Origin of the sequence: Variovorax sp. RKNM96 (assembly GCF_017161115.1) — a bacterium.
Taxonomy (GTDB): Bacteria; Pseudomonadota; Gammaproteobacteria; order Burkholderiales; family Burkholderiaceae_C; genus Variovorax.
Window position 1 is genome coordinate 7,096,424 of sequence record NZ_CP046508.1, and the last position, 24,121, is coordinate 7,120,544.

The 24,121-nt window shown below is 67.7% G+C and carries 24 protein-coding genes; 14 read left to right on the plus strand and 10 right to left on the minus strand.

Going from position 1 to position 24,121, the window contains the following annotated elements:
* Nucleotides 1–50: 50 nt before the first annotated feature.
* Together GNX71_RS33125 and GNX71_RS33130 are read left to right on the plus strand one after the other, a co-directional pair.
* A complete protein-coding gene (locus tag GNX71_RS33125; protein ID WP_206176302.1) occupies nt 51–473 on the plus strand; it encodes a VOC family protein in 423 nt (140 codons plus the stop codon).
* A 161-nt stretch (nt 474–634) separates the two neighbouring features.
* Complete coding sequence (locus GNX71_RS33130; RefSeq protein ID WP_206176303.1) at nt 635–1,690, plus strand: pirin family protein; 1,056 nt, start codon at nt 635–637, stop codon at nt 1,688–1,690.
* A 19-nt stretch (nt 1,691–1,709) separates the two neighbouring features.
* Here the strand turns inward: GNX71_RS33130 and GNX71_RS33135 are convergent, their stop codons facing one another.
* The 3 genes from GNX71_RS33135 to GNX71_RS33145 all read right to left on the minus strand — a co-directional run bounded on the left by GNX71_RS33135 (nt 1,710) and on the right by GNX71_RS33145 (nt 4,274).
* The gene (locus GNX71_RS33135) at nt 1,710–2,000 is read right to left on the minus strand and encodes a YciI family protein (protein WP_206176304.1); all 291 of its coding nucleotides are present in this window, start codon (nt 1,998–2,000) and stop codon (nt 1,710–1,712) included.
* Nucleotides 2,001–2,099: 99 nt separating this feature from the next.
* A complete protein-coding gene (locus tag GNX71_RS33140; protein ID WP_206176305.1) occupies nt 2,100–3,110 on the minus strand; it encodes a tripartite tricarboxylate transporter substrate binding protein in 1,011 nt (336 codons plus the stop codon).
* Between the two features lie 72 nt (nt 3,111–3,182).
* Nucleotides 3,183–4,274: a tartrate dehydrogenase gene (locus GNX71_RS33145; RefSeq protein WP_206176306.1), complete on the minus strand. Its 1,092-nt coding sequence runs from the start codon at nt 4,272–4,274 to the stop codon at nt 3,183–3,185.
* 118 nt (nt 4,275–4,392) lie between these two features.
* Between GNX71_RS33145 and GNX71_RS33150 the strand changes: the two genes are divergently transcribed.
* The 3 genes from GNX71_RS33150 (at nt 4,393) to GNX71_RS33160 (ending at nt 6,799) form a co-directional block, all read left to right on the plus strand.
* Nucleotides 4,393–5,313: a LysR family transcriptional regulator gene (locus tag GNX71_RS33150; RefSeq protein WP_206176307.1), complete on the plus strand. Its 921-nt coding sequence runs from the start codon at nt 4,393–4,395 to the stop codon at nt 5,311–5,313.
* 86 nt (nt 5,314–5,399) lie between these two features.
* The gene (locus tag GNX71_RS33155) at nt 5,400–6,467 is read left to right on the plus strand and encodes a M4 family metallopeptidase (protein ID WP_206176308.1); all 1,068 of its coding nucleotides are present in this window, start codon (nt 5,400–5,402) and stop codon (nt 6,465–6,467) included.
* Entirely contained in the window at nt 6,464–6,799 is a 336-nt protein-coding gene (locus GNX71_RS33160; RefSeq protein WP_206176309.1) for a protealysin inhibitor emfourin, read from the plus strand. Before GNX71_RS33155 ends, GNX71_RS33160 begins: the two co-directional genes overlap by 4 nt.
* 3 nt (nt 6,800–6,802) lie before the next feature.
* On the opposite strand, the gene GNX71_RS33165 is transcribed toward GNX71_RS33160, so the two are convergent.
* Complete coding sequence (locus GNX71_RS33165) at nt 6,803–8,131, minus strand: Nramp family divalent metal transporter (protein ID WP_206176310.1); 1,329 nt, start codon at nt 8,129–8,131, stop codon at nt 6,803–6,805.
* Between the two features lie 116 nt (nt 8,132–8,247).
* Between GNX71_RS33165 and GNX71_RS33170 the strand changes: the two genes are divergently transcribed.
* From GNX71_RS33170 to GNX71_RS33180, 3 genes are all read left to right on the plus strand, one after another.
* Nucleotides 8,248–8,556 (plus strand): putative quinol monooxygenase, encoded by a 309-nt coding sequence (locus GNX71_RS33170; protein ID WP_206176311.1) that lies wholly within the window; start codon nt 8,248–8,250, stop codon nt 8,554–8,556.
* Between the two features lie 89 nt (nt 8,557–8,645).
* Nucleotides 8,646–9,251: a hypothetical protein gene (locus GNX71_RS33175; protein ID WP_206176312.1), complete on the plus strand. Its 606-nt coding sequence runs from the start codon at nt 8,646–8,648 to the stop codon at nt 9,249–9,251.
* 15 nt (nt 9,252–9,266) lie between these two features.
* Nucleotides 9,267–9,866 (plus strand): hypothetical protein, encoded by a 600-nt coding sequence (locus GNX71_RS33180; protein ID WP_206176313.1) that lies wholly within the window; start codon nt 9,267–9,269, stop codon nt 9,864–9,866.
* A gap of 76 nt (nt 9,867–9,942) precedes the next feature.
* Here GNX71_RS33180 and gap read toward each other — a convergent pair whose 3' ends face one another.
* Nucleotides 9,943–10,944, minus strand: coding sequence for a type I glyceraldehyde-3-phosphate dehydrogenase (gap, locus tag GNX71_RS33185; protein ID WP_206176314.1), 1,002 nt, complete (start codon nt 10,942–10,944; stop codon nt 9,943–9,945).
* A 58-nt stretch (nt 10,945–11,002) separates the two neighbouring features.
* A complete protein-coding gene (locus tag GNX71_RS33190; RefSeq protein ID WP_206176315.1) occupies nt 11,003–13,105 on the minus strand; it encodes a transketolase in 2,103 nt (700 codons plus the stop codon).
* A gap of 147 nt (nt 13,106–13,252) precedes the next feature.
* Between GNX71_RS33190 and GNX71_RS33195 the strand changes: the two genes are divergently transcribed.
* The 4 genes from GNX71_RS33195 to GNX71_RS33210 are packed head-to-tail and all read left to right on the plus strand — an operon-like array spanning nt 13,253 to nt 16,736.
* Nucleotides 13,253–13,633: an S-adenosylmethionine decarboxylase gene (locus GNX71_RS33195; RefSeq protein WP_206176316.1), complete on the plus strand. Its 381-nt coding sequence runs from the start codon at nt 13,253–13,255 to the stop codon at nt 13,631–13,633.
* A 23-nt stretch (nt 13,634–13,656) separates the two neighbouring features.
* A complete protein-coding gene (locus GNX71_RS33200) occupies nt 13,657–14,385 on the plus strand; it encodes a nucleotidyltransferase family protein (RefSeq protein WP_206179822.1) in 729 nt (242 codons plus the stop codon).
* Nucleotides 14,382–15,326, plus strand: a complete 945-nt coding sequence (locus GNX71_RS33205) for a hypothetical protein (RefSeq protein WP_206176317.1) — start codon at nt 14,382–14,384, stop codon at nt 15,324–15,326. The genes GNX71_RS33200 and GNX71_RS33205 overlap by 4 nt, the downstream gene beginning before the upstream one ends.
* Before the next feature lie 6 nt (nt 15,327–15,332).
* Nucleotides 15,333–16,736, plus strand: a complete 1,404-nt coding sequence (locus GNX71_RS33210) for an aminopeptidase P N-terminal domain-containing protein (RefSeq protein WP_206176318.1) — start codon at nt 15,333–15,335, stop codon at nt 16,734–16,736.
* Here GNX71_RS33210 and GNX71_RS33215 read toward each other — a convergent pair.
* A complete protein-coding gene (locus GNX71_RS33215) occupies nt 16,678–17,652 on the minus strand; it encodes a LysR family transcriptional regulator (protein WP_206176319.1) in 975 nt (324 codons plus the stop codon). The genes GNX71_RS33210 and GNX71_RS33215 overlap by 59 nt on opposite strands.
* 129 nt (nt 17,653–17,781) lie before the next feature.
* On the opposite strand from GNX71_RS33215, the gene GNX71_RS33220 reads away from it, so the two are divergent.
* Nucleotides 17,782–18,849 carry an aldo/keto reductase gene (locus GNX71_RS33220; RefSeq protein WP_206176320.1) on the plus strand — a complete coding sequence of 356 codons (1,068 nt, stop codon included), beginning with the start codon at nt 17,782–17,784 and terminating at the stop codon, nt 18,847–18,849.
* Between the two features lie 63 nt (nt 18,850–18,912).
* On the opposite strand, the gene GNX71_RS33225 is transcribed toward GNX71_RS33220, so the two are convergent.
* Complete coding sequence (locus tag GNX71_RS33225) at nt 18,913–19,284, minus strand: helix-turn-helix domain-containing protein (RefSeq protein ID WP_042577289.1); 372 nt, start codon at nt 19,282–19,284, stop codon at nt 18,913–18,915.
* Nucleotides 19,285–19,420: 136 nt separating this feature from the next.
* On the opposite strand from GNX71_RS33225, the gene GNX71_RS33230 reads away from it, so the two are divergent.
* Complete coding sequence (locus GNX71_RS33230; RefSeq protein WP_206176321.1) at nt 19,421–20,362, plus strand: zinc-binding dehydrogenase; 942 nt, start codon at nt 19,421–19,423, stop codon at nt 20,360–20,362.
* A gap of 6 nt (nt 20,363–20,368) precedes the next feature.
* On the opposite strand, the gene GNX71_RS33235 is transcribed toward GNX71_RS33230, so the two are convergent.
* Together GNX71_RS33235 and pbpC are read right to left on the minus strand one after the other, a co-directional pair.
* On the minus strand, nt 20,369–21,721 hold the full coding sequence (locus tag GNX71_RS33235) for an esterase-like activity of phytase family protein (protein WP_206176322.1): 1,353 nt from the start codon (nt 21,719–21,721) through the stop codon (nt 20,369–20,371).
* Nucleotides 21,722–21,795: 74 nt separating this feature from the next.
* Nucleotides 21,796–24,117 carry a penicillin-binding protein 1C gene (gene pbpC / locus GNX71_RS33240; protein WP_241027116.1) on the minus strand — a complete coding sequence of 774 codons (2,322 nt, stop codon included), beginning with the start codon at nt 24,115–24,117 and terminating at the stop codon, nt 21,796–21,798.
* Nucleotides 24,118–24,121 lie beyond the last annotated feature (4 nt).

The following is a 24,121-nucleotide window of genomic DNA, read 5'->3' on the forward strand; positions in this document are numbered from 1 at the left end:
AGACACCGGCAAACCTCCAGATCCAACCCTTCATCGACACAGGAAACACCATGGCCAACAAGCAGATCTTCGTGAACCTCCCCGTCAAGAACCTCGAAAAGACCAAGGCGTTCTTCGCCGCGCTGGGCTACACCTTCAACGCGCAGTTCACCGACGCCAACGCCGCCTGCATGGTGATCGAGAAGGACAGCATCTTCGCGATGCTGCTGGTGGAAGACTTCTTCAAGACCTTCACGACCAAGAGCATCACCGACACCAGCACGAGCACCGAGGTGCTGGTGTGCCTCTCGTGCGAGAGCCGCGCCGAGGTCGACGCGCTGGTCGCCAAGGCGGTGGCCGCGGGCGGCACCACGCCGCGCGAACCGCAGGACTACGGCTTCATGTACGGCCACGGCTTCCAGGACATCGACGGCCACCTCTGGGAACTGATGTACATGGACCCCAACGCCGTCGTGACGCACCAGAACACCTGATGCGCTGAAGAAGAGAAGAACAGGCACGAGCGATGCCCATCGTTCCATACGCGCTCTTCACTGTTGCAGGCAAGGCCCCTACCGGAAGGCGGCGGCGCCCCGATATTCCTGGCACTGGCACGGCATCATCGGCCGAGCCCCCCATGGAAAGGAATATCGAAATGTCCGACAACAACAAGGGCCCCATCGTCCAGGTCAAGCCGCTCGGCTTTCCCTGGCAGACGATCGACCCGTTCCTGTTCTGCGTCTATCACGACGACGCCTACCCCAAGGCCAATGGGCACATGGGCCCCGAGGCTTCGCTGGCCGGCCGCCAGATCGGCCAGGACTTCAGCCGCAAGGACGGCTGGAGCATGTACCACGGCGACACGGTGCCGGGCTTTCCCTCGCACCCGCACCGCGGCTTCGAGACGGTGACCATCGTGCGCAAGGGCCTGGTCGACCACTCCGACTCGCTGGGCGCCACCGCGCGCTTCGGCGGCGGCGACGTGCAGTGGCTCACGGCCGGCAAGGGCATCGTGCATTCCGAGATGTTCCCGCTGCTCGATGCGGGCGCGCCGAATCCGCTGGAGCTGTTCCAGATCTGGCTCAACCTGCCGGCCAGGAACAAGATGGCCGAGCCGCACTTCACGATGTTCTGGTCGGACGCGATTCCGCGCTTCGCCTCGGACGATGCGAAGGGCGGCCGCACCGAGGTGGCCGTCATCGCGGGCCGGCTCGGCGACGCGGTCAACGGGCAGGACCCGATCCAGCCGCTCGCTCCGCCGCCCGCTTCATGGGCCGCACAGGCCGATGCCGACGTGGCGATCTGGACGATCAAGATGACGCCCGGCGCGCAATGGACGCTGCCGGCCACCACGGGCGAAGGCACGCGGCGGATGCTCTATTTCTTCAAGGGCGCGGCTGCGCAGATCGGCGGCGAGCGCATCGAAGGGCCGGTCGCGGTCGAGCTGCGCGCGGACGCGGCCGTCGAGCTGGTCAACGGCGACGACGAGAGCGAGTTCCTCGTGCTGCAGGGCCGCCCGATCGCCGAGCCGGTGGCGCAGTACGGCCCCTTCGTGATGAACACGCAGGCCGAGATCAGCCAGACCATGGCCGACTACCGCCGCACGCAGTTCGGCGGCTGGCCGTGGGACGACTCGGCGCCTGTGCATGACGCCAAGGCCGCGCGATTTGCGCGGCATCCGGGCGGGCGCGAGGAAGTGCCGAGCGCTTGAGAGAAGAAGACGTTCTCGATCAGAACGTCTTCAATACCTCGATGGTGGGCGCGGTCATGTTGGGGATGAACTCCGTCACGTCCACACGCGCCACGCCGCCCTGCACGAACGGATCGCGCGCCAGCACCGCCTGCAGCGCCTCGCGGTCGCCCGACCGCGCGAGGATCACGCCACCCGTGCGCGGCACCTGCCGGCCCGAGGCCACGAACAGGCCGCTCTCGTAGTGCTTCTTGAGCCACACCATGTGCGGGTCCATCAGCGCGTCGACTTCTTCGAGGGGGCGGGTGTAGGTGAGGGTGACGATGAACATGTGCAGGATGGCGGGTGAATACGGAAGCCCCGATCCTATGGCCTCGATGAGGCATCTGCACCACCAGTGTGTGACGCACTGGTAACGATGCGCGTCGCTCTAGTCGATGGCGACGCCACCTTCTTTCACCAACTTCGCGAATCTGGCCGTTTCCTCGCGGATCTGTCGCGCCATGTCGTCGGGCGAGCCACCCAGCGGCTCGGCGCCGATCGCCTGCATGCGTTGCGCGAAATCGGGCGACTTGATGATCTTCACCATCTCGGCGTTGAGCCGCGCCACTACATCCTTCGGCGTCGCGGCCGGCGCGAGCACGCCGAACCAGGTGCCGATGTCGAAGCCCTTGAGACCCGCCTCCTCGAGCGTGGGCACGTCGGGCAACACCGACGAGCGGCGCGCCGTGGTCACGGCCAGCGCGCGCAGCTTGCCGCCCTTGATGTGCTGCAGCACCGGCGTGATGGTGTCGAAGGACATTGCCACCTGTCCGCCGAGCAGGTCGGTGGTGAGCGGGCCGCTGCCCTTGTAGGGCACGTGCAGCAGCGTGGTGCCGGTGCTGGCCTGGAACTGCGTGCCGATCAGGTGCTGCGCGGTACCGTTGCCGTTCGAGCCGTAGGCCAGCTTGTCGGGCGCGGCCTTGGCGAGCGCGACCAGTTCGGCCACGTTCTTCGCGGGCGTGTGGGCCGGATTGACGACCAGCACGTTGGGCACCATCGCCACGACGGTGATGGGTGCCAGGTCCTTCTGGAAGTCGTAGGGCAGCTTCTTGTAGACGCTGGTCGCGATGGTGTGATGCACCGCGCCCATCAGCAGCGTGTAGCCGTCGGGCTTGGCCTTGGCGACGTAGTCGGCACCGAGCGTGGCGCCCGCGCCGGGCTTGCTCTCGACCACCACGGGCTGGCCGAGCGCCTGCGAGAGCTTGTCGGCCAGCGCGCGCGCCAGCACGTCGGTGGTGCCGCCCGCAGGAAACGGCACGACCAGGCTGATCGGCCGCGCGGGCCATGCGGCCGGTTGCGCGAAGGCCAGCGCAGCGACCCCGAGGCCGAGCGCCATCGCGCCGGCCTGCAGCATCGTGCGACGGCGACGCGCACGCTTGTTGAAAGTGAAAGCTGTCATGGTCTTGTCTCCGGCTCGTTGTGGTCGTGACGTCCGCGCGCATCGAGGCGCGCTGTGACTGCGGTGAAAAAGTCAGGCCGCGAGGCGCTCCCGCACACCGGCGATGTGTTCGCACACGGCGCGCGTCACCTGTTCGGTGGTCGCGCTGCCGCCGAGGTCGCGCGTGTGCAGCGAAGCGTTGGCGGTGACGTGCTCGACCGCGTCCATCACGCGGCGCGCCGCCTCCGCCTCGCCGAGGTGCTCGAGCAGCATCACGACCGACCAGAAGGTGCCGACCGGATTGGCCAGCCCCTTGCCCATGATGTCGAAGGCCGAGCCGTGGATGGGCTCGAACATCGAGGGATAGCGGCGCTCCGGGTCGATGTTGCCGGTGGGCGCGATGCCCAGGCTGCCGGCCAGCGCGGCCGCGAGGTCGCTGAGGATGTCGGCGTGCAGGTTGGTCGCGACGATGGTGTCGAGGGAGGCGGGCCGGTTGACCATGCGCGCGGTGCAGGCGTCGACCAGTTCCTTGTCCCAGGTCACGTCGGGGAACTCCTTCGAGATCTGCAGCGCGATCTCGTCCCACATCACCATCGCATGCCGTTGCGCGTTGCTCTTGGTGACCACGGTGAGCAGCTTGCGCGGCCGCGAGCGGGCGAGCTTGAAAGCGAACCGCATGATCCGTTCGACGCCCGCGCGGGTCATCATGCTCACGTCGGTCGCGGCCTCGATCGGATGGCCCTGGTGCACGCGGCCGCCGACGCCGGCGTACTCGCCCTCGGAGTTCTCGCGCACGATCACCCAGTCGAGCTGGCCCGGCGCGCAGCGCTTGAGCGGACCGTCGATGCCCGGCAGGATGCGCGTGGGCCGCACGTTGGCGTACTGGTCGAAGCCCTGGCAGATCTTTAGGCGCAGGCCCCAGAGCGTGATGTGGTCAGGGATGTGCGGATCGCCCGCGGAGCCGAAGAGGATGGCGTCCTTTCCGCGGAGGGCCTCGAGGCCGTCGGCCGGCATCATTTCGCCGTGCGCGCGGTACCAGTCGCCGCCCCAGCCGAAGTCCTCGAACGCGAAGTGCAGCGCGCCGCCGGAGGCCGCGGCCAGCGCCTCCATCACTTCACGCCCGGCCGGGATCACTTCCTTGCCGATGCCGTCGCCGGGAATGGTGGCAATGCTGTAGCTGCTCATCGATGTTCGTCCTTCAATGGAATGCTTCTGGGAGCTGCCACTGTAGGATTCGATGCGCCGAACGATTCACGCTCGAAGTGAATCCATCCTTAACCTCAGTTCAACAATCGGATCGCCCATGGTTTCTCCGATCCAGCCTGCCGAACTCGGCTTCTTCTCCACGCTCGCGGCCTGCGGCAGCCTGAGCGCCGCGGCGCGCGAACTGGGCATCAGCACACCGGCCGTGAGCAAGCGGCTCGCGCAGATGGAAGCGCGCATCGGCGTCACGCTGATGAACCGCACCACGCGGCGCATGAGCCTCACGCCGGAAGGCGAGCTCTATGTGGAACATGCGCGCGGCATCCTCGGCGCGATCGACGACATGGCGCAGTTGCTGGGCGAAGCGAAGGCGGAGCCGCGCGGTTTGCTGCGCGTGAACGCCACGCTGGGCTTCGGGCGCAGCCACGTGGCGCCGTTGATCTCGAAGTTCGCGCGCAAGCACCCGGAGGTCGAGGTGCAGCTGCAGCTCTCGGTGAACCCACCACCGCTCACGGACGATGCCTTCGATGTCTGCATCCGTTTCGGTGCACCGCCCGAGTCGCGCGTGATCGCGCGGCGCATCGCATCGAACCGGCGCCTGCTGTGCGCCTCGCCCGCCTACCTTGCGCGCGCCGGCCAGCCCAAGGTGCCCAACGACCTCGCGCGCCACCGCTGCATCGGCATCCGCCAGGGCGACGAGGCCTACGGCGTGTGGCGCCTGAGCTCGGGCCGCGGCGCCGCACAGCACACCGAGGCGATCAAGACGCGCGGCGCGCTCAGCACCAACGACGGCGAGATCGCGGTCAACTGGGCGCTCGACGGCCACGGCATCCTGATGCGCGCCGAATGGGACATCGCGCGGTACCTGCGCAGCGGCCGGCTGGTGCAGGTGCTGGCCAACTACCGCACGCCCGATGCCGACATCTACGCGGTGTACCCCCAACGTCATCAGCTGTCGGCGCGCGTGAGAGCTTTCGTTGACTTCATCGCGGCCGCGCTCGAAAACGGCAGCATCCGGTGACACCTGCAAAGGGACTTCGGCGACCCAGATCGGCGGCTTTCTGCTACCGTATTTTTCATCGCTGACAGCTCACCGGAGAACCGCCCATGCCGCTTCGCCCGCCACCGATCCTGCCGCCCAGCTTCGTACCGCCGTACCTGCTGGACCGGCTCGCGGCGCACGCCGATGCGTCCGTCAGTGCGCGCGCGGCCAACACGTTGATGATCGATCGCGAACACCGCGGGCTGCGCGAATTTCTCGCGCCCCAGGTGTCGTCGAGCCCCGCGCCGCAGTACGCAAAACGCAGTTCGCCCGAACGCAAGATCCATGACGCGGGCAACGCCACGCAACTGCCCGGCAAGCTGATCCGCGCCGAGGGCCAAGCCGCAAGCAAGGACCTCGCGGTCGACGAGGCCTACGACGCCCTGGGTGCCACCTGGCGCCTGTACCACGACATCTACGAGCGCAACTCCATCGACGGCGCGGGCATGTCGCTCACAGGCAGCGTGCACTACGGCAACGACTACGACAACGCCTTCTGGAACGGCACGCAGATGGTGTTCGGCGATGGCGACGGCGAGGTCTTCAACCGCTTCACCATCGCCGTGGACATCATCGGCCACGAGCTCACGCACGGCGTGATCGATCACGAGTCCGGACTGGTCTATCAAGGCCAGTCGGGCGCGCTCAACGAATCGATCTGCGACGTGTTCGGCGCGCTCGTCAAGCAGCACGTGCTCAAGCAGACGGCGCAACAGGCCGACTGGCTGGTGGGCGCCGGGCTCTTCATGGAAACGGTGAAGGCGCGCGCCCTGCGCTCGATGGCCGAGCCCGGCACCGCCTACGACGATCCGGTGCTCGGCAAGGACCCGCAGCCCGCGCACATGAAAGACATCGTCGTCACGCGGCAGGACAATGGCGGCGTGCACATCAATTCCGGCATTCCCAACCGCGCCTTCTACCTGGCCGCGACCGCCATCGACGGTCCGGCGTGGGAGACGGCCGGACGCATCTGGTACGACACCGTGTGCGACCGCCGGTTGAAGCAGGATGCGGATTTCGCCGCCTTCGCCGAACTGACCGTGAGCGCCGCCGCCAGGCGCTTCAGCCCCGGCAGCGCGGCGCACAAGGCGGTCATCGCCGCATGGAACACCGTGGGAGTCACCGCATCATGATTCACCTGCCGCCCCTGAACGACGCCACCATCGTGCGCGTGACGCGCGAAGGCGGCATCGCCTACTTGCCTGGCCTCGCACGGCCGCGCAGCTTCCAGCTGGGCGACTGCACCGAGGAACTGCGCCAGCAGATCGACGACGCGCTGCAAAGCGCCGCGCCGCATGCCGAGGAGAGCAGCGCCGCGTCGCCGGGCGGCGACCAGCGCATCTACCGCGTGGAGGTGGTGATGGAGAACACGGCCACCGCCAGCTCGGTCAGCTTCGACGTGCCCGAGACCGAGGCGCCCGCGGCGCTGGTGCATCTCTGGAAGGATGCGGGCAAGCGGCGCTGATCTTCAGCCTTTGCCCAGGATCACCGAGCCGATCAGCCACACGTTCGCCGCGCCGATCACACCGAACAGGCCCCAGGCCAGCAGCTTCACCACCGGACCGTTGGCAAAGCCGCCCATCATGTCGCGGCTGCTCGTGAAGCGGATCAACGGCCACATCGCGAACGGCAGTTGGAAGCTCAGCACCACCTGGCTCAGCACCAGCATCTTGCCCACGCCGCCATCGCCGAACCACCACACGCCGAGGAACGCCGGCCCCAGCGCAAGCGCGCGCGTGAGGAGGCGCCGCTGCCAGCAGGGGATCTTCAGGTCGAGAAAACCTTCCATGATGATCTGGCCCGCGATGGTGCCGGTGAAGGTCGAGCTCTGCCCCGAGGCCAGCAGCGCAATGCCGAACAGCGTGGCCGCGAACGCGCTGCCGACGATGGGCTCGATGAGCCGGTAGGCGTCATCGATCTCGGTCACGTCCTGGTGGCCGGTGGCGTGGAAGGCGCTGGCCGCGAGCACCATGATGGCCGCGTTGACCAGCAGCGCGAGCGACAGCGACACCACCGCATCGAGCGTGCAGAAGCGCACCGCCTCGCGGCGCGCCGCATCGGTGTCGGCGATGAGCCGCGTCTGCACGATGGACGAGTGCAGGTACAGGTTGTGCGGCATCACCGTGGCGCCGACCACGCCGATCGCGAGATAGAGCGCGCCAGGCTGCTGCAGCCGCTCGAAGCTCGGCGCAAAGCCCATCGCCACGCCGAACCAGTTGGGCGGCGCCATCGCGAGCTCGACCACGAAGCAGCCCGCGATGGTGCCGACCAGCCCGAGCACGATGGCCTCCACGCGCCGGAAGCCCGCGCCCTGCAGGCCCAGCACGAGCAGCGTGTCGAAGGCGGTGATGGCGATGCCGACCGGGATCGAGACGCCGAACAGCAGGTGCAATGCGAGCGCGCTGCCCAGTACTTCGGCGAGGTCGCAGGCCACGATGGCCAGCTCGGCGCCGAGCCAGAGGAAGCGGTTCACGCGCGGCGAATAGTGCTCGCGGCAGGCGCGCGCCAGGTCTTTCTGCGCGACCAGCCCGAGCCGCACGCACAGCGTCTGCAGCAGCATCGCCGCGAGGCTCGCGAGCAGCACCACGAAGAGCAGGCCGTAGCCGAAGCGCGAGCCCGCCTCGATGTCGGTTGCCCAGTTGCCCGGGTCCATGTAGCCCACCGACACCAGCAGGCCCGGGCCTGCGTAGCGCAGCAGTTTCTTGCCGAAGGGCAGGTCCTGCGGGACCGCCACGCTGCCCTTGACTTCGGACGGGCAGAAGGGCGCGGTGGCCGTACGGGGGAGCGGGAAGAACATGCGCGCGATGATAGGGTGGCGCATCGGGTCTCGCACGGGACCTATACCAAGGTAGCGGATCTTTTAGATTCGACGTTCCCATCCCATCACGTCAAACCACACAGGAGTTCATTCCAATGATTCACGTAGTCGCTGTCCTCACCGCCAAGCCAGGCCAACGCGCCAAACTGCTCGAAGCCTTCGCCGCCAATCGCGCGGCCGTGCTGGCCGAAGAGGGCTGCATCGAGTACGGCGCGACGATCGATGCGCAAGGCGTTCCCACCTCGAAGGCGAGCTTCGGCCCCGACACCTTCGTGGTGATCGAGAAGTGGGAAACGCTCGCGCACCTGCAGGCGCACGCCGTCGCACCGCACATGAAGGCCCACGGGGAGAAGACCAAGGAGCTGGTCGAGAGCAAGCTGATCCACGTGCTCGAACCCGTCTGAGGTTCTTCCCTTAAGGAGCTTCGCGCGCGGCGCGGGGCGTGCTACCTTCGCGCCGGGGAGCAGACATCTCGGACGAGGGGACTCGAGACATGGCGATCGTTTTCAGACCGCATGGTTTGCGCCTGCACGCTTTCGCAGCCAGGCTCGGCGCACTGGCCGCACTGCTGCTCGCCACCGGTTGCGCACAACTGGGCGCACCGCCCTACGCCGCCGACTACGAGGCGCTCGACCGCCTCGAGGCGAACAACCCCGGCAAGGTGGCGGTCGCCAAGGTGCAGCCCACCGACCCCAACGACAAGATCAACACCCTGAGCCTGCGCCGCGCCAGGCTGGTGTCGCCCAGCGGCACCTTCGCGCAGTACCTCGAAGACGCGCTGATGCGCGACCTGAGCGAGATCGCGGTCTACGACCCGAAGGCGCCGACCCGCATCGCGGCGCGCATCGTCGTCAACGAACTCGACCTCGGCGTGATCAACGGCACCGGCCGCATGGACGTAGAGGTCACCGTCACGCGCGATGCGGCGCAGAAGCTGAAGAAGACCTACCGCGGCGAGATCGCCTTCGACTCGAGCTACGCGAACATCGTGGCCGTGCCCGCCGGGCAGGCGGCCTACCCGAGGCTGGTGCGCGCGCTGCTGCGGCAGGTGTATGCCGATCCGCAATTCGTTGCGGCCATTGCGTCGTCTGCACCATAGGACCGGAGAAGCCCCATGACGTTTCCGCTTTCTTCTCCGATGCACCGGCTCGCCGCCGCGCTGGCAACCGCCGCACTGCTGGCCGGCTGCTCCCATCCGATCACGATGATCACGGAGACCGCGCCGCCGCGGTCCGTCGCCCATCTCATCCCGAAGAAGGTCGCCTATGTGATGACCGATGCACAGCGCGACCTGCAGGTCACGACCGCCGGCGGCAGCGGTGACCGGGTGAGCTACTACCCGTACCGCGACCTGGAGAAGTCCATTCGCGATGCGCTGCGCGGGGTCTACCGCAACGTGATCGTCGTGCGCACCGCCACCGACGCAAAGGCGAACGAGGCGGCGGGCGTGTCGCTGGTGTTCACGCCGCAGATCAAGACCGATTCGAGTTCATCGTCGTGGGTTACCTGGCCGCCCACCGCATTCACCGCCGAGGTGACGTGCGTGGTGACGGACACGTCAGGCGTCGAGGTCACGCGTGTGCGTGCGGTCGGCAATGGCACGGCGGAGTTCGGGGAGTTCAATGGCGACTACGGCCTGGCCGCGCGGCGAGCGGCCAGGCAGATGACTTCGCAGTTGAGCAGCGAGATCCGCAGGAACGAGAAGCTGCAGTGAGCAGGGTGTCGCCGAACCGGCGAGCCCCATGAAAAAACGCGCCCTAGGGCGCGTTTTTCATTGAAGCCGCGAAGCCTTACTTCGACACGACCTTCACCATCTCCAGGCACTTGTTCGAGTAGCCCCATTCGTTGTCGTACCAGCTCACGAGCTTCACGAAGGTGCTGTCCAGCGCGATGCCGGCTTCGGCGTCGAAGATCGAGGTGCGCGGGTCGCCGCGGAAGTCGGTGGCCACGACCTTGTCTTCGGTGTAGCCCAGCACGCCCTTGAGCGCGCCTTCGCTCTGTGCCTTCATTTCGGCGCAGATTTCCTTGTACGAGGCTTCCTTCTCCAGCTCGACCACGAGGTCGACCACCGACACGTCGGAGGTCGGCACGCGGAAGCTCATGCCCGTGAGCTTCTTGTTGAGCTCGGGGATCACCACGCCCACGGCCTTGGCTGCGCCGGTGCTCGAGGGAATGATGTTTTCCAGGATGCCGCGGCCGCCGCGCCAGTCCTTGTTGCTCGGGCCGTCCACGGTCTTCTGCGTGGCGGTGGCAGCGTGCACGGTGGTCATCAGGCCGCGCTTGATGCCCCACTTGTCGTGCAGCACCTTGGCCAGCGGGGCCAGGCAGTTGGTGGTGCAGCTGGCGTTGCTGATGATGGCTTCGCCGGCGTACTTCTTGTCGTTCACGCCGTAGACGAACATGGGGGTGTCGTCCTTCGACGGTGCCGACAGGATCACCTTCTTGGCGCCCGCGTCGATGTGCTTCTGCGCCGTTTCCTTCGTGAGGAAGAGGCCGGTCGATTCGAGCACGACGTCGGCGCCGACTTCGTTCCACTTGAGCTGCGACGGGTCGCGCTCTTGCGTGAGGCGGATCTTCTTGCCGTTGACGATCAGCGTGTTGCCTTCGACCGTGACTTCGCCCTTGAAGCGGCCATGCACCGAGTCGTACTGGAGCATGTAGGCCAGGTAGTCGGGCTCGAGCAAGTCGTTGATGGCAACGATCTCGATGTCGTTCTTGAAGTTCTGCACCGCTGCGCGCAGCACGTTGCGACCGATGCGGCCGAAGCCGTTGATACCGAGTTTGATAGCCATCTGACTTGCTCCTAAGGTTGAAAAACTTGTGATCGGACGAGAAGGGCGCCGGGAACGATCAGTCCCGCAGCGCCGCTTCCACGGTGGCGGCGACGTTTTCCGCCGTGAACCCGAAATACTTGAACAGCTCCGGCGCCGGTGCCGATTCGCCGTACGTGTCGATGCCGACGACGGCCGCGCAGCCGTACTTCCACCAGCCGCCGGTGCAGCCCATCTCGACGGCGATGCGCGGAATCTTCTTCGGCAGCACGGCCTTCTTGTAGGCGACGTCCTGGCGGTCGAAGGTGGTGGTCGAGGGCATCGACACCACGCGCACCGCGATCTTCTTCTCGGCCAGCAGCTTCTGGGCAGCCAGCGCGAGCGGCACTTCGGAACCGGTGGCGATGATGACCGCCGCGGTCTTCTTGCTCTTCAGGCCCACGGTCTCGGGCTCGGACAGCACGTAGGCACCGCGGCTGATGTCGCCCAGTTCCTTCTTCGGCGCGTAGGCGATGTTCTGGCGGCTCAGCAGCAGCGCGGTCGGGCGCGACTGGTTCTGCAGCGCCACGGCCCAGGCCACTGCCGTTTCGGCCGTGTCGCCCGGACGCCAGACATCCAGGTTCGGAATCAGGCGCAGCGAGGCGGCGTGCTCGATCGACTGGTGCGTCGGGCCGTCTTCGCCGAGACCGATGGAGTCGTGCGTGAACACATGGATCACGCGGCGCTTCATCAGCGCAGCCATGCGGATGGCGTTGCGGCTGTAGTCGCTGAAGGTGAGGAAGGTGCCGCCGTAGGGGATGTAGCCGCCATGCAGCGCCACGCCGTTCATGATGGCCGCCATGCCGAACTCGCGCACGCCGTAGTTGATGTGGCGGCCGATGGTGCCGTGGGGCACTTCGGCGGGGGCTTCGGGCTTGGCTTCGTCTTCGGCGCCTTGCTTGGCTTCCACCGCCGGCACGTTCATGACCACGGCGCCGGTCTTCGCATCGAAGCGCAGGGCCGCGGTGCTCTTGGTGTTGGTGAGGTTCGAGCCGGTCAGGTCGGCGCTGCCGCCGAGCATTTCGGGCAGTGCGGCCGTGAAGGCTTCCAGCGCGAGCTGGCTGGCCTTGCGGCTGGCGACGGTCTCGCCCTTGGTGTGGGCGGCGACCACGGTGTCGAACGCGACCTGGTGGAAGTTCTTGGGCAGCTCGCCCTTCATGCGGCGGGTGAACTCGGCGGCGAGGTCAGGGAAGGCGGCGGCGTAGGCAGCGAACTTGTCATTCCAGGCGGCTTCGGTCTTGGCGCCTTCGGCCTTGTGGTCCCAGTCGGCATACACCTCGGCCGGGATCTCGAAGGGCGCGTAGTGCCAGTCGATCGCGTCGCGGGTGAGCTTGATTTCTTCGGCGCCGAGCGCCTCGCCGTGCGCCTTGGACGTGCCGGCGCGGTTCGGGCTGCCCTTGCCGATGACGGTCTTGCAATTGATGAGCGTGGGCTTGTCGGTCGACTGCTTGGCCTTGGCGATGGCCTGGGACACGGCCTTGGCGTCGTTGCCGTCGATCGGGCCGATCACATGCCAGCCATAGGCGTGGAAGCGTTCGGCGACGTTGTCGATGTACCAGGGCTTCACTTGCCCGTCGATGCTGATGCCGTTGTCGTCGTACAGGGCGATCAGCTTGTTCAGGTGCCAGGCGCCGGCAAGGGCGCAGGCTTCGTGGCTGATGCCTTCCATCATGCAACCGTCGCCCAGGAAGGCGTAGGTGTGGTGGTCGACGATGTCGTGGCTCTTGCGGTTGAACTCGGCGGCGAGCAGCTTTTCAGCCAGCGCGAAGCCCACGGCATTGGTGATGCCCTGGCCCAGCGGGCCGGTGGTGGTTTCCACGCCGGGGGTCACGTCGATCTCGGGGTGGCCCGCGGTCTTGCTGTGCAGCTGGCGGAAGTTCTTCAGTTCGCCGATCGGGAGGTCGTAGCCCGTGAGGTGCAGCACCGAGTACAGCAGCATCGAGGCGTGGCCGTTGGAAAGCACGAAGCGGTCGCGGTCGAACCAGTGCGGGTTGGCCGGGTTGTAGCGCAGGTGATCGCCCCAGAGTGCGACGGCCATGTCGGCCATGCCCATCGGTGCACCGGGATGGCCGGAATTTGCTTGTTGGACGGCATCCATAGCCAGAGCGCGGATTGCGTTGGCCATCAGGGCGTGGTTTGCCATGTGCGGTGGACTTTCGGAGGGAAAAGGGAGGTTTGGGGTCGGGAGAACCCGCGATTTTACCGGGCGAGCCCCGACCGGCCTCGATACGCCCTGAACACCCTTCCGATGTTCTCTTGTGCACCGGGCCGGCTGCTAGAGTTGCCACCCATGCACGGGCTGCACCTCACCGCCGATCTCCACGACTGCCAATGCGGTCTCCAATGGCTCACCGACGGCCCTGCGCTGGGCGCGGTCTGCATCAAGGCGGTGACGGCCGCGGGGCTTCAAGCGGTGGGCAAACTGATCCATACCTTTCCCGCCACGTCCGAAGGGCCAGGCGGTGTGACGGCCACGGTGCTGCTGGCCGAATCGCACCTGTGCATCCACACCTGGCCCGAGCAGCGCGGCGTGACGCTCGACGTGTACGTCTGCAATTTCGGCGGCGACCATTCGGCCAAGGCGCACGCGTTGATGGCATGCCTGGTGTCGCTGTTCCAGCCGACCCACAGCGAACGCAACGAGCTGCAGCGCGGCCGAATCGCAGCGTGAGCACGGCGACTTCCGTGCGGGCGATGATCCTGGCCGCCGGCCGCGGCGAGCGCATGCGGCCGCTGACCGACGCCACCCCCAAGCCCCTGCTCGAAGTGCACGGCAAGCCGCTGATGCAGTGGCCGATGGAGGCATTGGCCGACGGCGGATTCACACAGCTGGTCGTCAATACCGATTGGCTGGGCGCGCAGATTCCAGCCAAATTCGGAGCGAACCCCTTGCTGGATGGGCACGGCGCGCTATCGATTTCATACTCCGACGAGGGCCGCGACTTCGGCGGCGCGCTCGAAACGGCCGGCGGCATCGTCCGCGCGCTGCCCCTGCTGGGCGAGGTGTTCTGGGTCGCGGCCGGCGACGTCTTCGCGCCCGATTTCCGCTTCACGCAGGCCTCGGTCGACCGCTTCCTGGCCAGCGGCAAGCTCGCGCACCTGTGGCTGGTGCCGAACCCGGCGCACAACCTCAAAGGCGATTTCGGCCTCTCCTCCGACGGACTCGCGCTGAACCAGGCCGCAGAAAAGCACACCTTCTCGACCATCGGCCTCTACCGCGCCGCGCTGTTCGCGCCGCCGTACTGCGCCATTCCATCCGGCAACCCAGCCGGCGCCAAGGCCCCGCTGGCGCCGATCCTGCGGGCCGCGATGGGCAATGAACTCGTGAGCGCCGAGCTCTACATGGGCCCATGGACCGACGTGGGCACGCCAGAACGCCTGCAGCAACTCAATGTCGGCGTCCCGCCGGCACCGCCCGCATGACACTCGCCCCGCTCCCCGACGCATTGCGTGCGTTGCCGCAGCACGTTCACGACCTGGCCCTGGAAACGGCCGCCGAACGCAACGACGGTGCGCCCGAAGACCCGCTGACCGTGCCGCTCTACCAAAGCGACTTCACGCGCGTGAGCCTCGCGCCCATGCGCCAAGGCTGGCATGTCGAGTACTTCGGTGAGACCTGGGGCGAAGCTTTCGAGGAGACCCTCGCCTGCCTCGGCCGGCAGGAGGTGGCCGACTGCATCACGTCGCTTTCGTTCAGCGGCATCGACAGCGGCGCGAACGGCACGCGCGAATGGACTTTCACGCCGCTGCTCGACAGCCCGGTGACCTTTCCCCGCCTGCGCTCGCTGTTCATCAAGCCGACACAGCCCGAGGACCACAACCAGTCCCTCGTGTGCACGCGCGACGCCATCCTCGAGGAAGGCGGGGACATTGCACGCTGGGTTCGCAAGACGCCGCACCTGAGCGAGCTCACGGTACCCAACGCGCCGAACGCAGATTTTTTCGCCGTGCCGCTGCCGCAGTTGAACAGCCTGAGCATCGGTGCGCAGTTCGACACACAGGCGTTCATCCGCAACCTTGCCGCGGCGGCGAACATGCCGAGCCTCACGCTGCTGGATTTCTCCGAATCCATGGAGCAGCAGATGGCGTGGCCGGATGCGCGCACACCGGGCGGCATCACCGCCTTCGAGGACTACGAGGCCTTGCTCGAAAGCCCCCTGGGCGCCCAGCTGCGCGTGCTCAGGTTGCGCAACACCTGCCTGGACCTGGCACAGCTGCAGCACCTGCAGGCCCTGCGCAGCGGGCTCCAATTCATGGTCATCCAGTCAACGATCGGCGGCTACGTCAGCCACTTCGCGCAGGATGTGTTCCCATGGCGCCACCTGGTCCCAGCGGACCCCGGACTGGCACCGTTTCGAAAGTGAAAACCCATGCCCACTGATACCGCGAACTACACCAAGATCTACGCCGAGCGCCGCGCGCGCCTCGCCTCGCAACTGGGCAAGGACGGCATCGCGATCATCCCGACCGCGCCCGAGCGCCCGCGCAACCGCGACACCGACTTCCCGTACCGGCACGACAGCTACTTCTATTACCTGACCGGCTTCACCGAGCCGAACGCCTGGCTGGTGCTGGCCGGCGACGGCCGCGCCACGCTGTTCTGCGCGCCCAAGGACCTGGAGCGCGAGATCTGGGACGGCTACCGCCTCGGCCCCGAGGCGGCGCCCGCGGCGCTCGGCGTCGACGAGGCCTTCTCGGTCACCGACCTCGACGCGAAGCTGCCCAAGCTGCTGGAAAACCGCTCGACCGTGTGGTTTCCGTTCGCGATCCACAAGGGCCTGGAAACCCGCATCGACGGCTGGCTGCAGTCGGTGCGCGCCCGCGTGCGCTACGGCGCGCTGTGCCCCGAGGAGCAACGCGACCTGTGCGGCCCGCTCGACGAGATGCGCCTCGTGAAGGACGCGCACGAGCAGGACATCATGCGGCGCGCCGCGCAGATCAGCGCCCGCGCCCACGTGCGCGCGATGCAGCTGTCGGCCCGCATGCTGCGCGAGGGCAAGGACGTGCGCGAGTACCACCTCGATGCCGAGCTGCTGCACGAATTCCGCTTCGGCGGCTCGCAGTACCCGGCGTACTACTCCATCGTCGCGGCCGGCGCCAACGCCTGCGTGCTGCACTACCGCGCCGACGCCGCGCCGCTGCGCCAGGGCGAGCTGGTGCTGATCGACGCGGGCTGCGAGCTCGACGGCTACGCGAGCGACATCACCCGCACCTTCCCCGCCGACGGCAAGTTCACCGGCCCGCAGCGCGCGCTGTACGACCTGGTGCTCGCGAGCCAGGACGCATCGGCCGCCGCCACCAAGGCCGGCAACCGCTTCACCGACCCGCACGACGCCGCGGTGCGGGTGCTGGCGCAGGGCATGCTCGACTTCGGGCTGCTCGATGCCAACAAGGTCGGCAGCGTCGACGACGTGATCGACTCGCGCGCCTACTTCCAGTTCTACATGCACCGCACCGGCCACTGGCTGGGCATGGACGTGCACGACTGCGGCAGCTACGTGGAGCCCACGCAGGTGGGCGAGGTGAGCGAGCGGAAAGATCCGCTCTCCAACGAGGTCATCAAGAACCGCCCGAGCCGCATCCTGCAGCCCGGCATGGTGCTCACGCTGGAGCCCGGCATCTACGTGCGGCCCGCCGACGGCGTGCCCGAGCAGTTCCACAACATCGGCATCCGCATCGAGGACGACGCGATCGTCACGGCCACCGGCTGCGAACTCATTTCGCGCGGCGTGCCGGTGAAGGCGGACGAGATCGAGGCGCTGATGCGAGCCTGACGGCGCGCTGCGACACCGGCGGCGGCGCATGCCGCGCCTGCAGGAAGTCGATGAACACCCGCAGCTTGCGCGGCATCTGCGCACGGCTCGGGTGGTAGAGATAGAAGCCGGGAAAGGTCGGCCACCAGGGCTCGAGCAGCGGCACGAGGCGGCCGCTTTCGAAGTCCGCGCGCACCGCGTCCTCGAACGCCACCATGATCCCCGCGCCCGAACGCGCGGCCGCCAGCAGCACCTCGCTGTCGTTGCTGACCAGCGGCCCGGCCACCTCGATGTCGAGCACGCGGCCGTCCTGCGCGTATTCCCACCGGTAGAGGCCGCCCGTGGTCAGGCGGTAGTTCAGGCACTGGTGCGTGCGCAAGTCCTCGGGGGTCCTGGGCGGCGCGCGGCCCGCGAGGTAGCGCGGCGAGGCGAAGGTCACCATGCGCTGCGGGCCACCCACGGGCACGGCCACCACGTCCTGCGCCAGGCTTTCGCCGAGCCGGATCCCGGCGTCGAAGCCGCCTTCCACCAGGTCGACCATGCGGTTGTCGCAGACGAGCTCGAGCGTGATGTCGGGGTAGGCCTGCGCGAAATCGCCGAAGTGCGGATAGAGCAGCAGCTCGGCCGACACCCGCGCCGCATTCAGGCGCAGCAGGCCGGCGGTCTTGTCGCGCGCCTCGTCGATGCCCTCGACCGCCTGCGCCAGCGCATCGAGTCCCGGCCGCGCGCCCGCGAGGAATTGCTGGCCCAGCTCGGTGACGCCGACGCGCCGCGTGGTGCGGTCCAGCAGGCGCACGCCCAGGCGTTGTTCGAGCGTGCGCACGGTCTGCGACAGGGCGGAGGGCGATACGCCCAACTCCTGCGCGGCGCGCGTGAAGCTGGCGTGGTGGGCCACCCGTGCGAAGGCGGCGATGGCGGGGAGCAGCTCGGGCGACATGCGCTCATTATGAAGACGAGCTTCACAAAGCATCCGCCCAGGCGGGCTTTTTCCGAAGCAATGCCGGAACTACCTTCGAGGCCATGGCGATGCAGCCGCGTCGCCGCCCACCTCGAAAGGACATTCACCATGAAGCTGGACAACTACTTCACCCTCGGCCGCTCGGGCCTGCGCGTCAGCCCCATGTCGCTGGGCACCATGACCTTCGGCCAGGAATGGGGCTGGGGCGCCGATGCCGCCGAATCGCGCCGCATGTTCGACGCCTACGTGGACCGCGGCGGCAACTTCATCGACACCGCCAACTTCTATACCAACGGCAGCTCGGAGCGGCTGGTCGGCCAGTTCATCGCGGACAGGCGCGAGTCGGTCGTGGTCGCAACGAAGTACTCGCTCAACATGCAGCCAGGCAATCCCAACGCGGGCGGCAACCACCGCCGCAACATGGTCCGCTCGGTCGAGGCGAGCCTCCAGCGCCTGGGCACCGACTACATCGACCTGCTGTACCTGCACATCTGGGACAACCTCACGCCCTTCGAGGAAGTGATGCGCGCCTTCGACGACCTCGTGCGCTCGGGCAAGGTGCTCTACGCGGGCATCTCGGACACGCCGGCCTGGCAGGTCGCGCGCATGCAGACCCTGGCCGACCTGCGCGGCTGGGCGCCGCTGGTGGCGCTGCAGATCGAGCACAGCCTGATCGAGCGCACCGTGGAGCGCGAGTTGCTGCCGATGGCGCACGAGCTCGGCCTCGGCGTGATGGCGTGGTCGCCGCTGGGCAGCGGCGTGCTGACGGGCAAGTACACGCGCGCCGACCTCGACCACGCGAAGGATCCCGACACCGGCGTGACCGGTTCGCGCAAGGACGTGGCGGCCGGCAACGGCGCGCTCCATGCGCGGTCGCTCGACATCGCGGACGTGGTCGCGCAGATCGCGAAGGAGCAGGACCGCTCGCCGGCGCAGATCGCGCTCGCCTGGCTGCTGCATCGCAGCGCGCCGACGGTGATGCCGATCATCGGGGCGCGCACCTTCGCGCAGTTCGAGGACAACCTGGGCGCGCTGGACGTGACGCTCGACAGCTCGGCGCTGCAGCGCCTCGATGCGGTCAGCGCCATCAAGCTGGGCTTTCCGCACGACTTCATGGCGCTGCCGATGACGCAGGGCGTGCTGTCGGGTGGCACGTCGGTGCAGCGGCCGGCATGACGCCACGGCGGCTGAAGGTCGTGGTGATCGGAGGGGGCGACGCCCTCGCCCGCTATCCCCGGCTCAGCCGAACGCGCTTTCCTCGCATTCGCCCATGCGTTCGAGCTCGTTCGCTTCCGCCGCATGGCGCTGGCCCCATTCGCACAGCGCACGCAGCAGGGGCTTGAGGCTCCGGCCCAACGCCGTGACCGAATATTCGACGCGCGGCGGCATCTCCGGAAAGATCTCGCGCGCCACCAGCCCATGCTCCTCGAGTTCGCGCAGCTGCTGGATCAGCACCTTCTGGCTCGTGTCGGGGAGCTTGCGCTTGAGCTCAGACAGCCGGCGCGGCCCGGCGAACAGGTGGTAAAGAATGATCGCCTTCCAGCGCCCCGAAAGCACCTTGAGTGCGCGCTCGGCAGGCAGCGTGGGAAGTTGCTTGATGGCCTCCGCCATGGTGACCTCCTGGTGGGTATGGCACGTCGTTGTGGGTATGAACAGCGCGGAGGGTACGGCAATATTTCGCATCGATTTCTTGTGATGCGAAGTGCCAATGAAAGCCGTACAGCTAAGCCGGACCGGAGCCCCCGACGTGCTCGAAACCGTGGACATTCCCACCCCCGTTCCCGGCACGGGCGAAGTGCTGGTGCGCGTGCGCGCCGCCGGCGTCAATTTCTTCGAGACGCTGGTTCGCCAGGGCCGCTATGCGGAGGCACCGCCATTGCCGATGGTGCCCGGCGTCGAGGTGGCGGGCACCGTCGAAGCGCTCGGCGATGGTACCGATCCGGCGTTGCTCGGTGCGCGCGTGGCCGTTCCGCTGTTCGCGGCGGGGCGCGGGTCGGGCGGCTACGCGGCCTGCGTGGCGGTCGACAGCGCGTATGCATTCCCCATCCCCGACAGCCTCTCCTTCGAGGACGCCGTGGCGCTGCTGGTGCAGGGGCTGACCGCGCTGTTCCTGATTCGCCGCAGCCCGCCCAAGGGCAAGACGGTGCTGGTCACGGCGGCGGGAGGCGGTGTCGGCTCGCTGCTCGTGCAGCTCGCCAAACGCGCCGGCGCGACGAGCGTCGTTGCAGCGGCGGGTAGCGCCGAAAAACTGGCGCTCGCGCGCGAGTTGGGCGCCGACCTCGCCGTCGACTACACGCAGCCGGACTGGCCCCGCCAGCTCGCATCGCTCACCGAGGACCGCGGCATCGACATGGTCTACGAAACCGTGGGCGGCGCATTGACGCGTGCGGCGCTCGAAGCGCTCGCGCCGCAAGGCGAACTGGTCTTCGGCGCCGTCGGCCGCTTCGAACTGGACAAGCCGCAGCTCGAGGCGATGCTGCTCAGGAACCAGTCGCTCAAGGGATTCGCGCTGCTTCCCTTGCTCACGCCGACAGAACTCGCGGGCGGCCTGTCGGAACTCTTCACGCTGGCATCGACGGGCAAGCTCACCGTGGTGCACGGCGGCCGCTACCCGCTCGACGAAGCGGTGCAGGCGCACCACGCACTGGAAAGCCGGCGCACGTCCGGCAAGGTGGTGCTGGTGCCCTGAGTCGCCTTACTTGGCCTGCAGCAACGCGCCGACTTCAAGCAGCACCAGCTCGTTGTCGTCCGCCTTGTTCGGCTCGCGGCTGCTGGAGAACGGCAGGTTGTTGTCGTTGCCGACCACGATGTGCGTGGCATCGATCACGTCGACGTTCTCGATGGTGAAGAACGGGAACTTCAACACGCCATCGTTCAGCGGCTTGCGCGCAAGCTTGTCGGGGTCGGCGATGTTCAGCAGGTCGATATAGCCGATCTTGCGCACCGCGCCGCCCGCGTTCGCATCGCTCAGCTCGACCTTGTAGACGCGCTTGAACTTCGCGATGTCGTGGAAGCAGTCGGTGCGCTTCTGGCCTTCGGGGCAGGCCTTGTCGCTGGTGCCTTCGCCGTTGTCGCGCTCGATGATGAGGCCCGTGGTGCCGTCGATCATGTTGAAGTCGCCGATGGCGTTGCCGTTGGCTTCGAGCACGTATTTCCAATGCCGGCCGGTCCACTTCTCGGTGGCCACGTCGAACTCCAGCACGCGCAGCGCTTCCTTGCCGTCGACGCGTTCGTAGTCCTTGGCATCGGCGTTCCACACCGGGCCTTCGAGCAGCGCATAGAGCTTGCTGCCGTCCTTCGACGAGGCCATGCCTTCGAAGCCCTTGGAGCGCTTGATCTGGAAATCGACCGCGCCGCCCGGCACGCCCGGCGTGGCGACCGCCGGATGATCGGGCGAGCGCACGGCCTTGCCATCGACCTGCGTGTCGAACACCGCGAGCACCTTGCCCTTCAGGTCGGCCTTGATCAGGAAGGGGCCGAACTCCTCGCCGATCCACAGCGCGCCGCCAGCGAACTGGAAGCTCTCGGGGTCGAAGTCCGAGCCCGTCAGGTAGCGCTGCTTCGTGCCTTCGTGGACGATGCGGAACGGCACCTTCTTGTCGGGGTCGTGCAGGAAGATGGTGTCCAGGCGATTGAACTTGCCGCTCTTGAAGTCCACCTTGTAGTGGTTCAGGTAGAGCATGAAGTCGGGCGAGTTGGCCTTCGCGCCGGCGCCGTTGTCGGTGAGGATCCAGAACGAGCCGTCGTCCATCTTCTTGATGCCGGAATGGCCCTGCAGCGGCTGGCCCTTGAAGGGCACCGAGACACCGGTGCCGCGGCCACCCGAGAGTCCTTCGACCGTGCCCAGCGCCTCGACGCGCTTGCCCGAGGTGAACTTGCCGCTGACCTGCAGATCGGCCGGTGCGTCCTTCGGTGCAGCGACGAAGCTTTGCGCGGGCAACACGGCGTGGCCGGAGAGCGTGGCGGGGAAGGCGGTCTGTGCGGCAACGCCGCCGCATGCGAGCGCGGTGGCAAGGGCGATGAAGGAGAGGGAGGCAAGACGCGTCATGGGCAGAAGAAAGGTTTCAGTCGAAACGCGAGACCATGCCGATTGCGCGTGACGGCGCCGTGACATCCACCGCACTAAGGTGCGATGTCGACAACTACCTCACGCGACTCGGCGCGGCCCTGGTCATCGACCGCGCGAAGCACGTAGCGCCGGCCCGAATCGGCCATGTCGGGCATCCAGGTGATGCCTTCACCGGGTGCGGCCTTGCCGATCAGTGCGTCATCGGCGAACCAGTAGATCGTCTGCGTGCCCGCCGCCGCTTCGGCGCGCAGCACGAGCGGCTCCGGCTTCTTCACGCGCAGCGTGTGCCGCACGCCGCGCAAGGGCGAGGTGATGAGCGGTGCCGCCTCCGAGGCCTCGCTCTTCTCGCACCCGTCGGTCGGCAGGCTTGCGCGCGGCAGACCGGCCTGGCGGAACAGCCGCCGCATGTCGCTGCCCCATTGCTCGACCACCTGCTGGCGCGCATTGGGCTGCGGGCCGCACACGACCTTGCCGGTCGTCTCGTCGACCCACACGGCGCGGTGCAGGTTGCTGACCTGGATCGGCGACTTGCCGGCGATGAACCAGGTCGTGGTGCGCACCGGGCACAGCGCATCGGGCAGGCCGCCCGTCGCGGTGCACACCTCGACCTGCCGGAGATCGGCCGGCTGCCGCGTCGCGATCTCGCCGGGGTCGAGCCGCTCGGCGCGCAGCGCATCGACCATGCGCAGGAACAGCGGCGCGGCCGCGTCGACGCCCACCAACGCGGGGTTGCTCGTGCCGTCGAAGTTGCCGACCCACACCACGAGCACGTGGCGGCCGAACACGCCCGCGGTCCACGCATCGCGAAAGCCCCACGAGGTGCCCGTCTTCCACGCGATGGCGGGGCGCGCGGGGAGCGTGGTGTCGGGGCGCGGCGTGTGGCGCAGCATGTCGAGCGTGATGAACGACGCCTCTTCGCTCAAGAGGCGCAGCGGCTGCGCCGGGCGCTCATCGGGCGCAGGCTGCGTGTAGCGCAGCGGCTGCGAGATGCCGCCGTTCGCCAGCGTGGCGTAGAGACCCGCGAGCTCCTCGGGCGTGACTTCGCCACCGCCCAGCACCAGCGCGAGGCCGTAGTGCGATTCGCTCTGTAGCTTCTGCACGCCCGCGAGCCGCATGAAGTCGTAGAGCCCGGGCTTCGAGAGCTTCGCGGCGACCGACACTGCGGGAATGTTGCGGCTGCGGATCAGCGCCTCCTGCGCGGGCAGCGGGCCGGCGAAGCGATGGTCGAAGTTCTCGGGCGTGTACGGGCCGAAGGAAGTCGGCGCGTCCTTCAGCATCGTCTTCGGATGCAGCAGCCCCTGGTCGAGCGCGAGCGCATAGATGAAAGGCTTGAGCGTGGACCCCGGCGAGCGCTTGGCCTGCGTGCCGTTGACCTGCCCCGCGATCGCATCGTTGTGCCAGTCGGCCGAGCCGATCAGCGCGCGCACCTGCATGGTCGAGGCGTCGAGTAGCAGCGCGCTCGCATTGGTCATGCCCACGTCGGCGTGCGTGCGCAGGTACTGGCCCATCACGCGTTCGAGCGTGGCCTGCATGCGCAGGTCGATGGTGGTGCGCACCTCCTGCACGCCGCGCTCCTGCGCGAGCAGCATGTCGGTGGCGTGCGGTGCCAGAAAGGGGAGGCTGCCGCGCGACTGCGCGGAGAGCGCGAGCTGCGCATCGGGCGCGTGCTGCTTCGCGGTGGGATCGCGCTCGGCCCACAGTGCCCACAGACGTTCACGCGCCGATTGCAGCTCGGCATTGCGGCCGCGTTCGGCGATGCGCTTGACGGGGTTCTGCGGAATCACCGCGAGCGTCAGCGCCTCGGGCAGGCTGAGCTTGGCGGCGTCCTTGCGGAAGTAGATGAGGCTTGCGGCCTGCACGCCTTCGATGTTGCCGCCGTAGGGTGCGGTGTTGAGATACGCCTCGAGGATCTCGCGCTTGCCGAAGCGCGCTTCGAGCCAGAGTGCCGCACCGATTTGCGCGATCTTGCCCAGGGCCGTTCGGCTGTCGATGCCGTAGACGCGCCGCGCAAGCTGCATCGTGAGCGTCGAGCCGCCCTGCCTGCGCTCGCCGCTCGCGATGCGCCACGCACTGCGCGCGAGCGCGGCGGGGTTGACGCCGGGGTGCGCATAGAAGCGACGGTCTTCGTACAGCAGCACGGCATCGACCAGCGTGGGTGAGATGCGGTCGAGCGGCACCCAGAGGCGGTATTGCTCATCGCCCGCGAGCGTGAGGCGCAGCAATTCGCCGCCTTGCGCGTACACGGCGCGCGAGCTGCCGACGGTTTCGCTGAGCGGGGCATGAGGCCAGAAGCGCAACAGCACGAGCAGGAAGGCAACCGCCAGCGCCCACAACGCGGGCTTGCGGAGCCTTCCCAACTTCACGCTGAAGCGCATGACG

Coding starts and splice junctions, on each gene's coding strand:
- GNX71_RS33190 (WP_206176315.1), bottom strand. CDS start 13,105: ATGGCAAACCACGCCCTGATGGCCAACGCAATCCGCGCTCTGGCTATG.
- GNX71_RS33175 (WP_206176312.1), top strand. CDS start 8,646: ATGGCGATCGTTTTCAGACCGCATGGTTTGCGCCTGCACGCTTTCGCA.
- GNX71_RS33225 (WP_042577289.1), bottom strand. CDS start 19,284: ATGGCGGAGGCCATCAAGCAACTTCCCACGCTGCCTGCCGAGCGCGCA.
- GNX71_RS33125 (WP_206176302.1), top strand. CDS start 51: ATGGCCAACAAGCAGATCTTCGTGAACCTCCCCGTCAAGAACCTCGAA.
- GNX71_RS33215 (WP_206176319.1), bottom strand. CDS start 17,652: ATGTCGCCCGAGCTGCTCCCCGCCATCGCCGCCTTCGCACGGGTGGCC.
- GNX71_RS33210 (WP_206176318.1), top strand. CDS start 15,333: ATGCCCACTGATACCGCGAACTACACCAAGATCTACGCCGAGCGCCGC.
- GNX71_RS33180 (WP_206176313.1), top strand. CDS start 9,267: ATGACGTTTCCGCTTTCTTCTCCGATGCACCGGCTCGCCGCCGCGCTG.
- GNX71_RS33235 (WP_206176322.1), bottom strand. CDS start 21,721: ATGACGCGTCTTGCCTCCCTCTCCTTCATCGCCCTTGCCACCGCGCTC.
- GNX71_RS33200 (WP_206179822.1), top strand. CDS start 13,657: ATGATCCTGGCCGCCGGCCGCGGCGAGCGCATGCGGCCGCTGACCGAC.
- GNX71_RS33130 (WP_206176303.1), top strand. CDS start 635: ATGTCCGACAACAACAAGGGCCCCATCGTCCAGGTCAAGCCGCTCGGC.
- pbpC (WP_241027116.1), bottom strand. CDS start 24,117: ATGCGCTTCAGCGTGAAGTTGGGAAGGCTCCGCAAGCCCGCGTTGTGG.
- GNX71_RS33165 (WP_206176310.1), bottom strand. CDS start 8,131: ATGTTCTTCCCGCTCCCCCGTACGGCCACCGCGCCCTTCTGCCCGTCC.
- GNX71_RS33145 (WP_206176306.1), bottom strand. CDS start 4,274: ATGAGCAGCTACAGCATTGCCACCATTCCCGGCGACGGCATCGGCAAG.
- GNX71_RS33155 (WP_206176308.1), top strand. CDS start 5,400: ATGCCGCTTCGCCCGCCACCGATCCTGCCGCCCAGCTTCGTACCGCCG.
- gap (WP_206176314.1), bottom strand. CDS start 10,944: ATGGCTATCAAACTCGGTATCAACGGCTTCGGCCGCATCGGTCGCAAC.
- GNX71_RS33220 (WP_206176320.1), top strand. CDS start 17,782: ATGAAGCTGGACAACTACTTCACCCTCGGCCGCTCGGGCCTGCGCGTC.
- GNX71_RS33170 (WP_206176311.1), top strand. CDS start 8,248: ATGATTCACGTAGTCGCTGTCCTCACCGCCAAGCCAGGCCAACGCGCC.
- GNX71_RS33205 (WP_206176317.1), top strand. CDS start 14,382: ATGACACTCGCCCCGCTCCCCGACGCATTGCGTGCGTTGCCGCAGCAC.
- GNX71_RS33140 (WP_206176305.1), bottom strand. CDS start 3,110: ATGACAGCTTTCACTTTCAACAAGCGTGCGCGTCGCCGTCGCACGATG.
- GNX71_RS33160 (WP_206176309.1), top strand. CDS start 6,464: ATGATTCACCTGCCGCCCCTGAACGACGCCACCATCGTGCGCGTGACG.
- GNX71_RS33135 (WP_206176304.1), bottom strand. CDS start 2,000: ATGTTCATCGTCACCCTCACCTACACCCGCCCCCTCGAAGAAGTCGAC.
- GNX71_RS33195 (WP_206176316.1), top strand. CDS start 13,253: ATGCACGGGCTGCACCTCACCGCCGATCTCCACGACTGCCAATGCGGT.
- GNX71_RS33150 (WP_206176307.1), top strand. CDS start 4,393: ATGGTTTCTCCGATCCAGCCTGCCGAACTCGGCTTCTTCTCCACGCTC.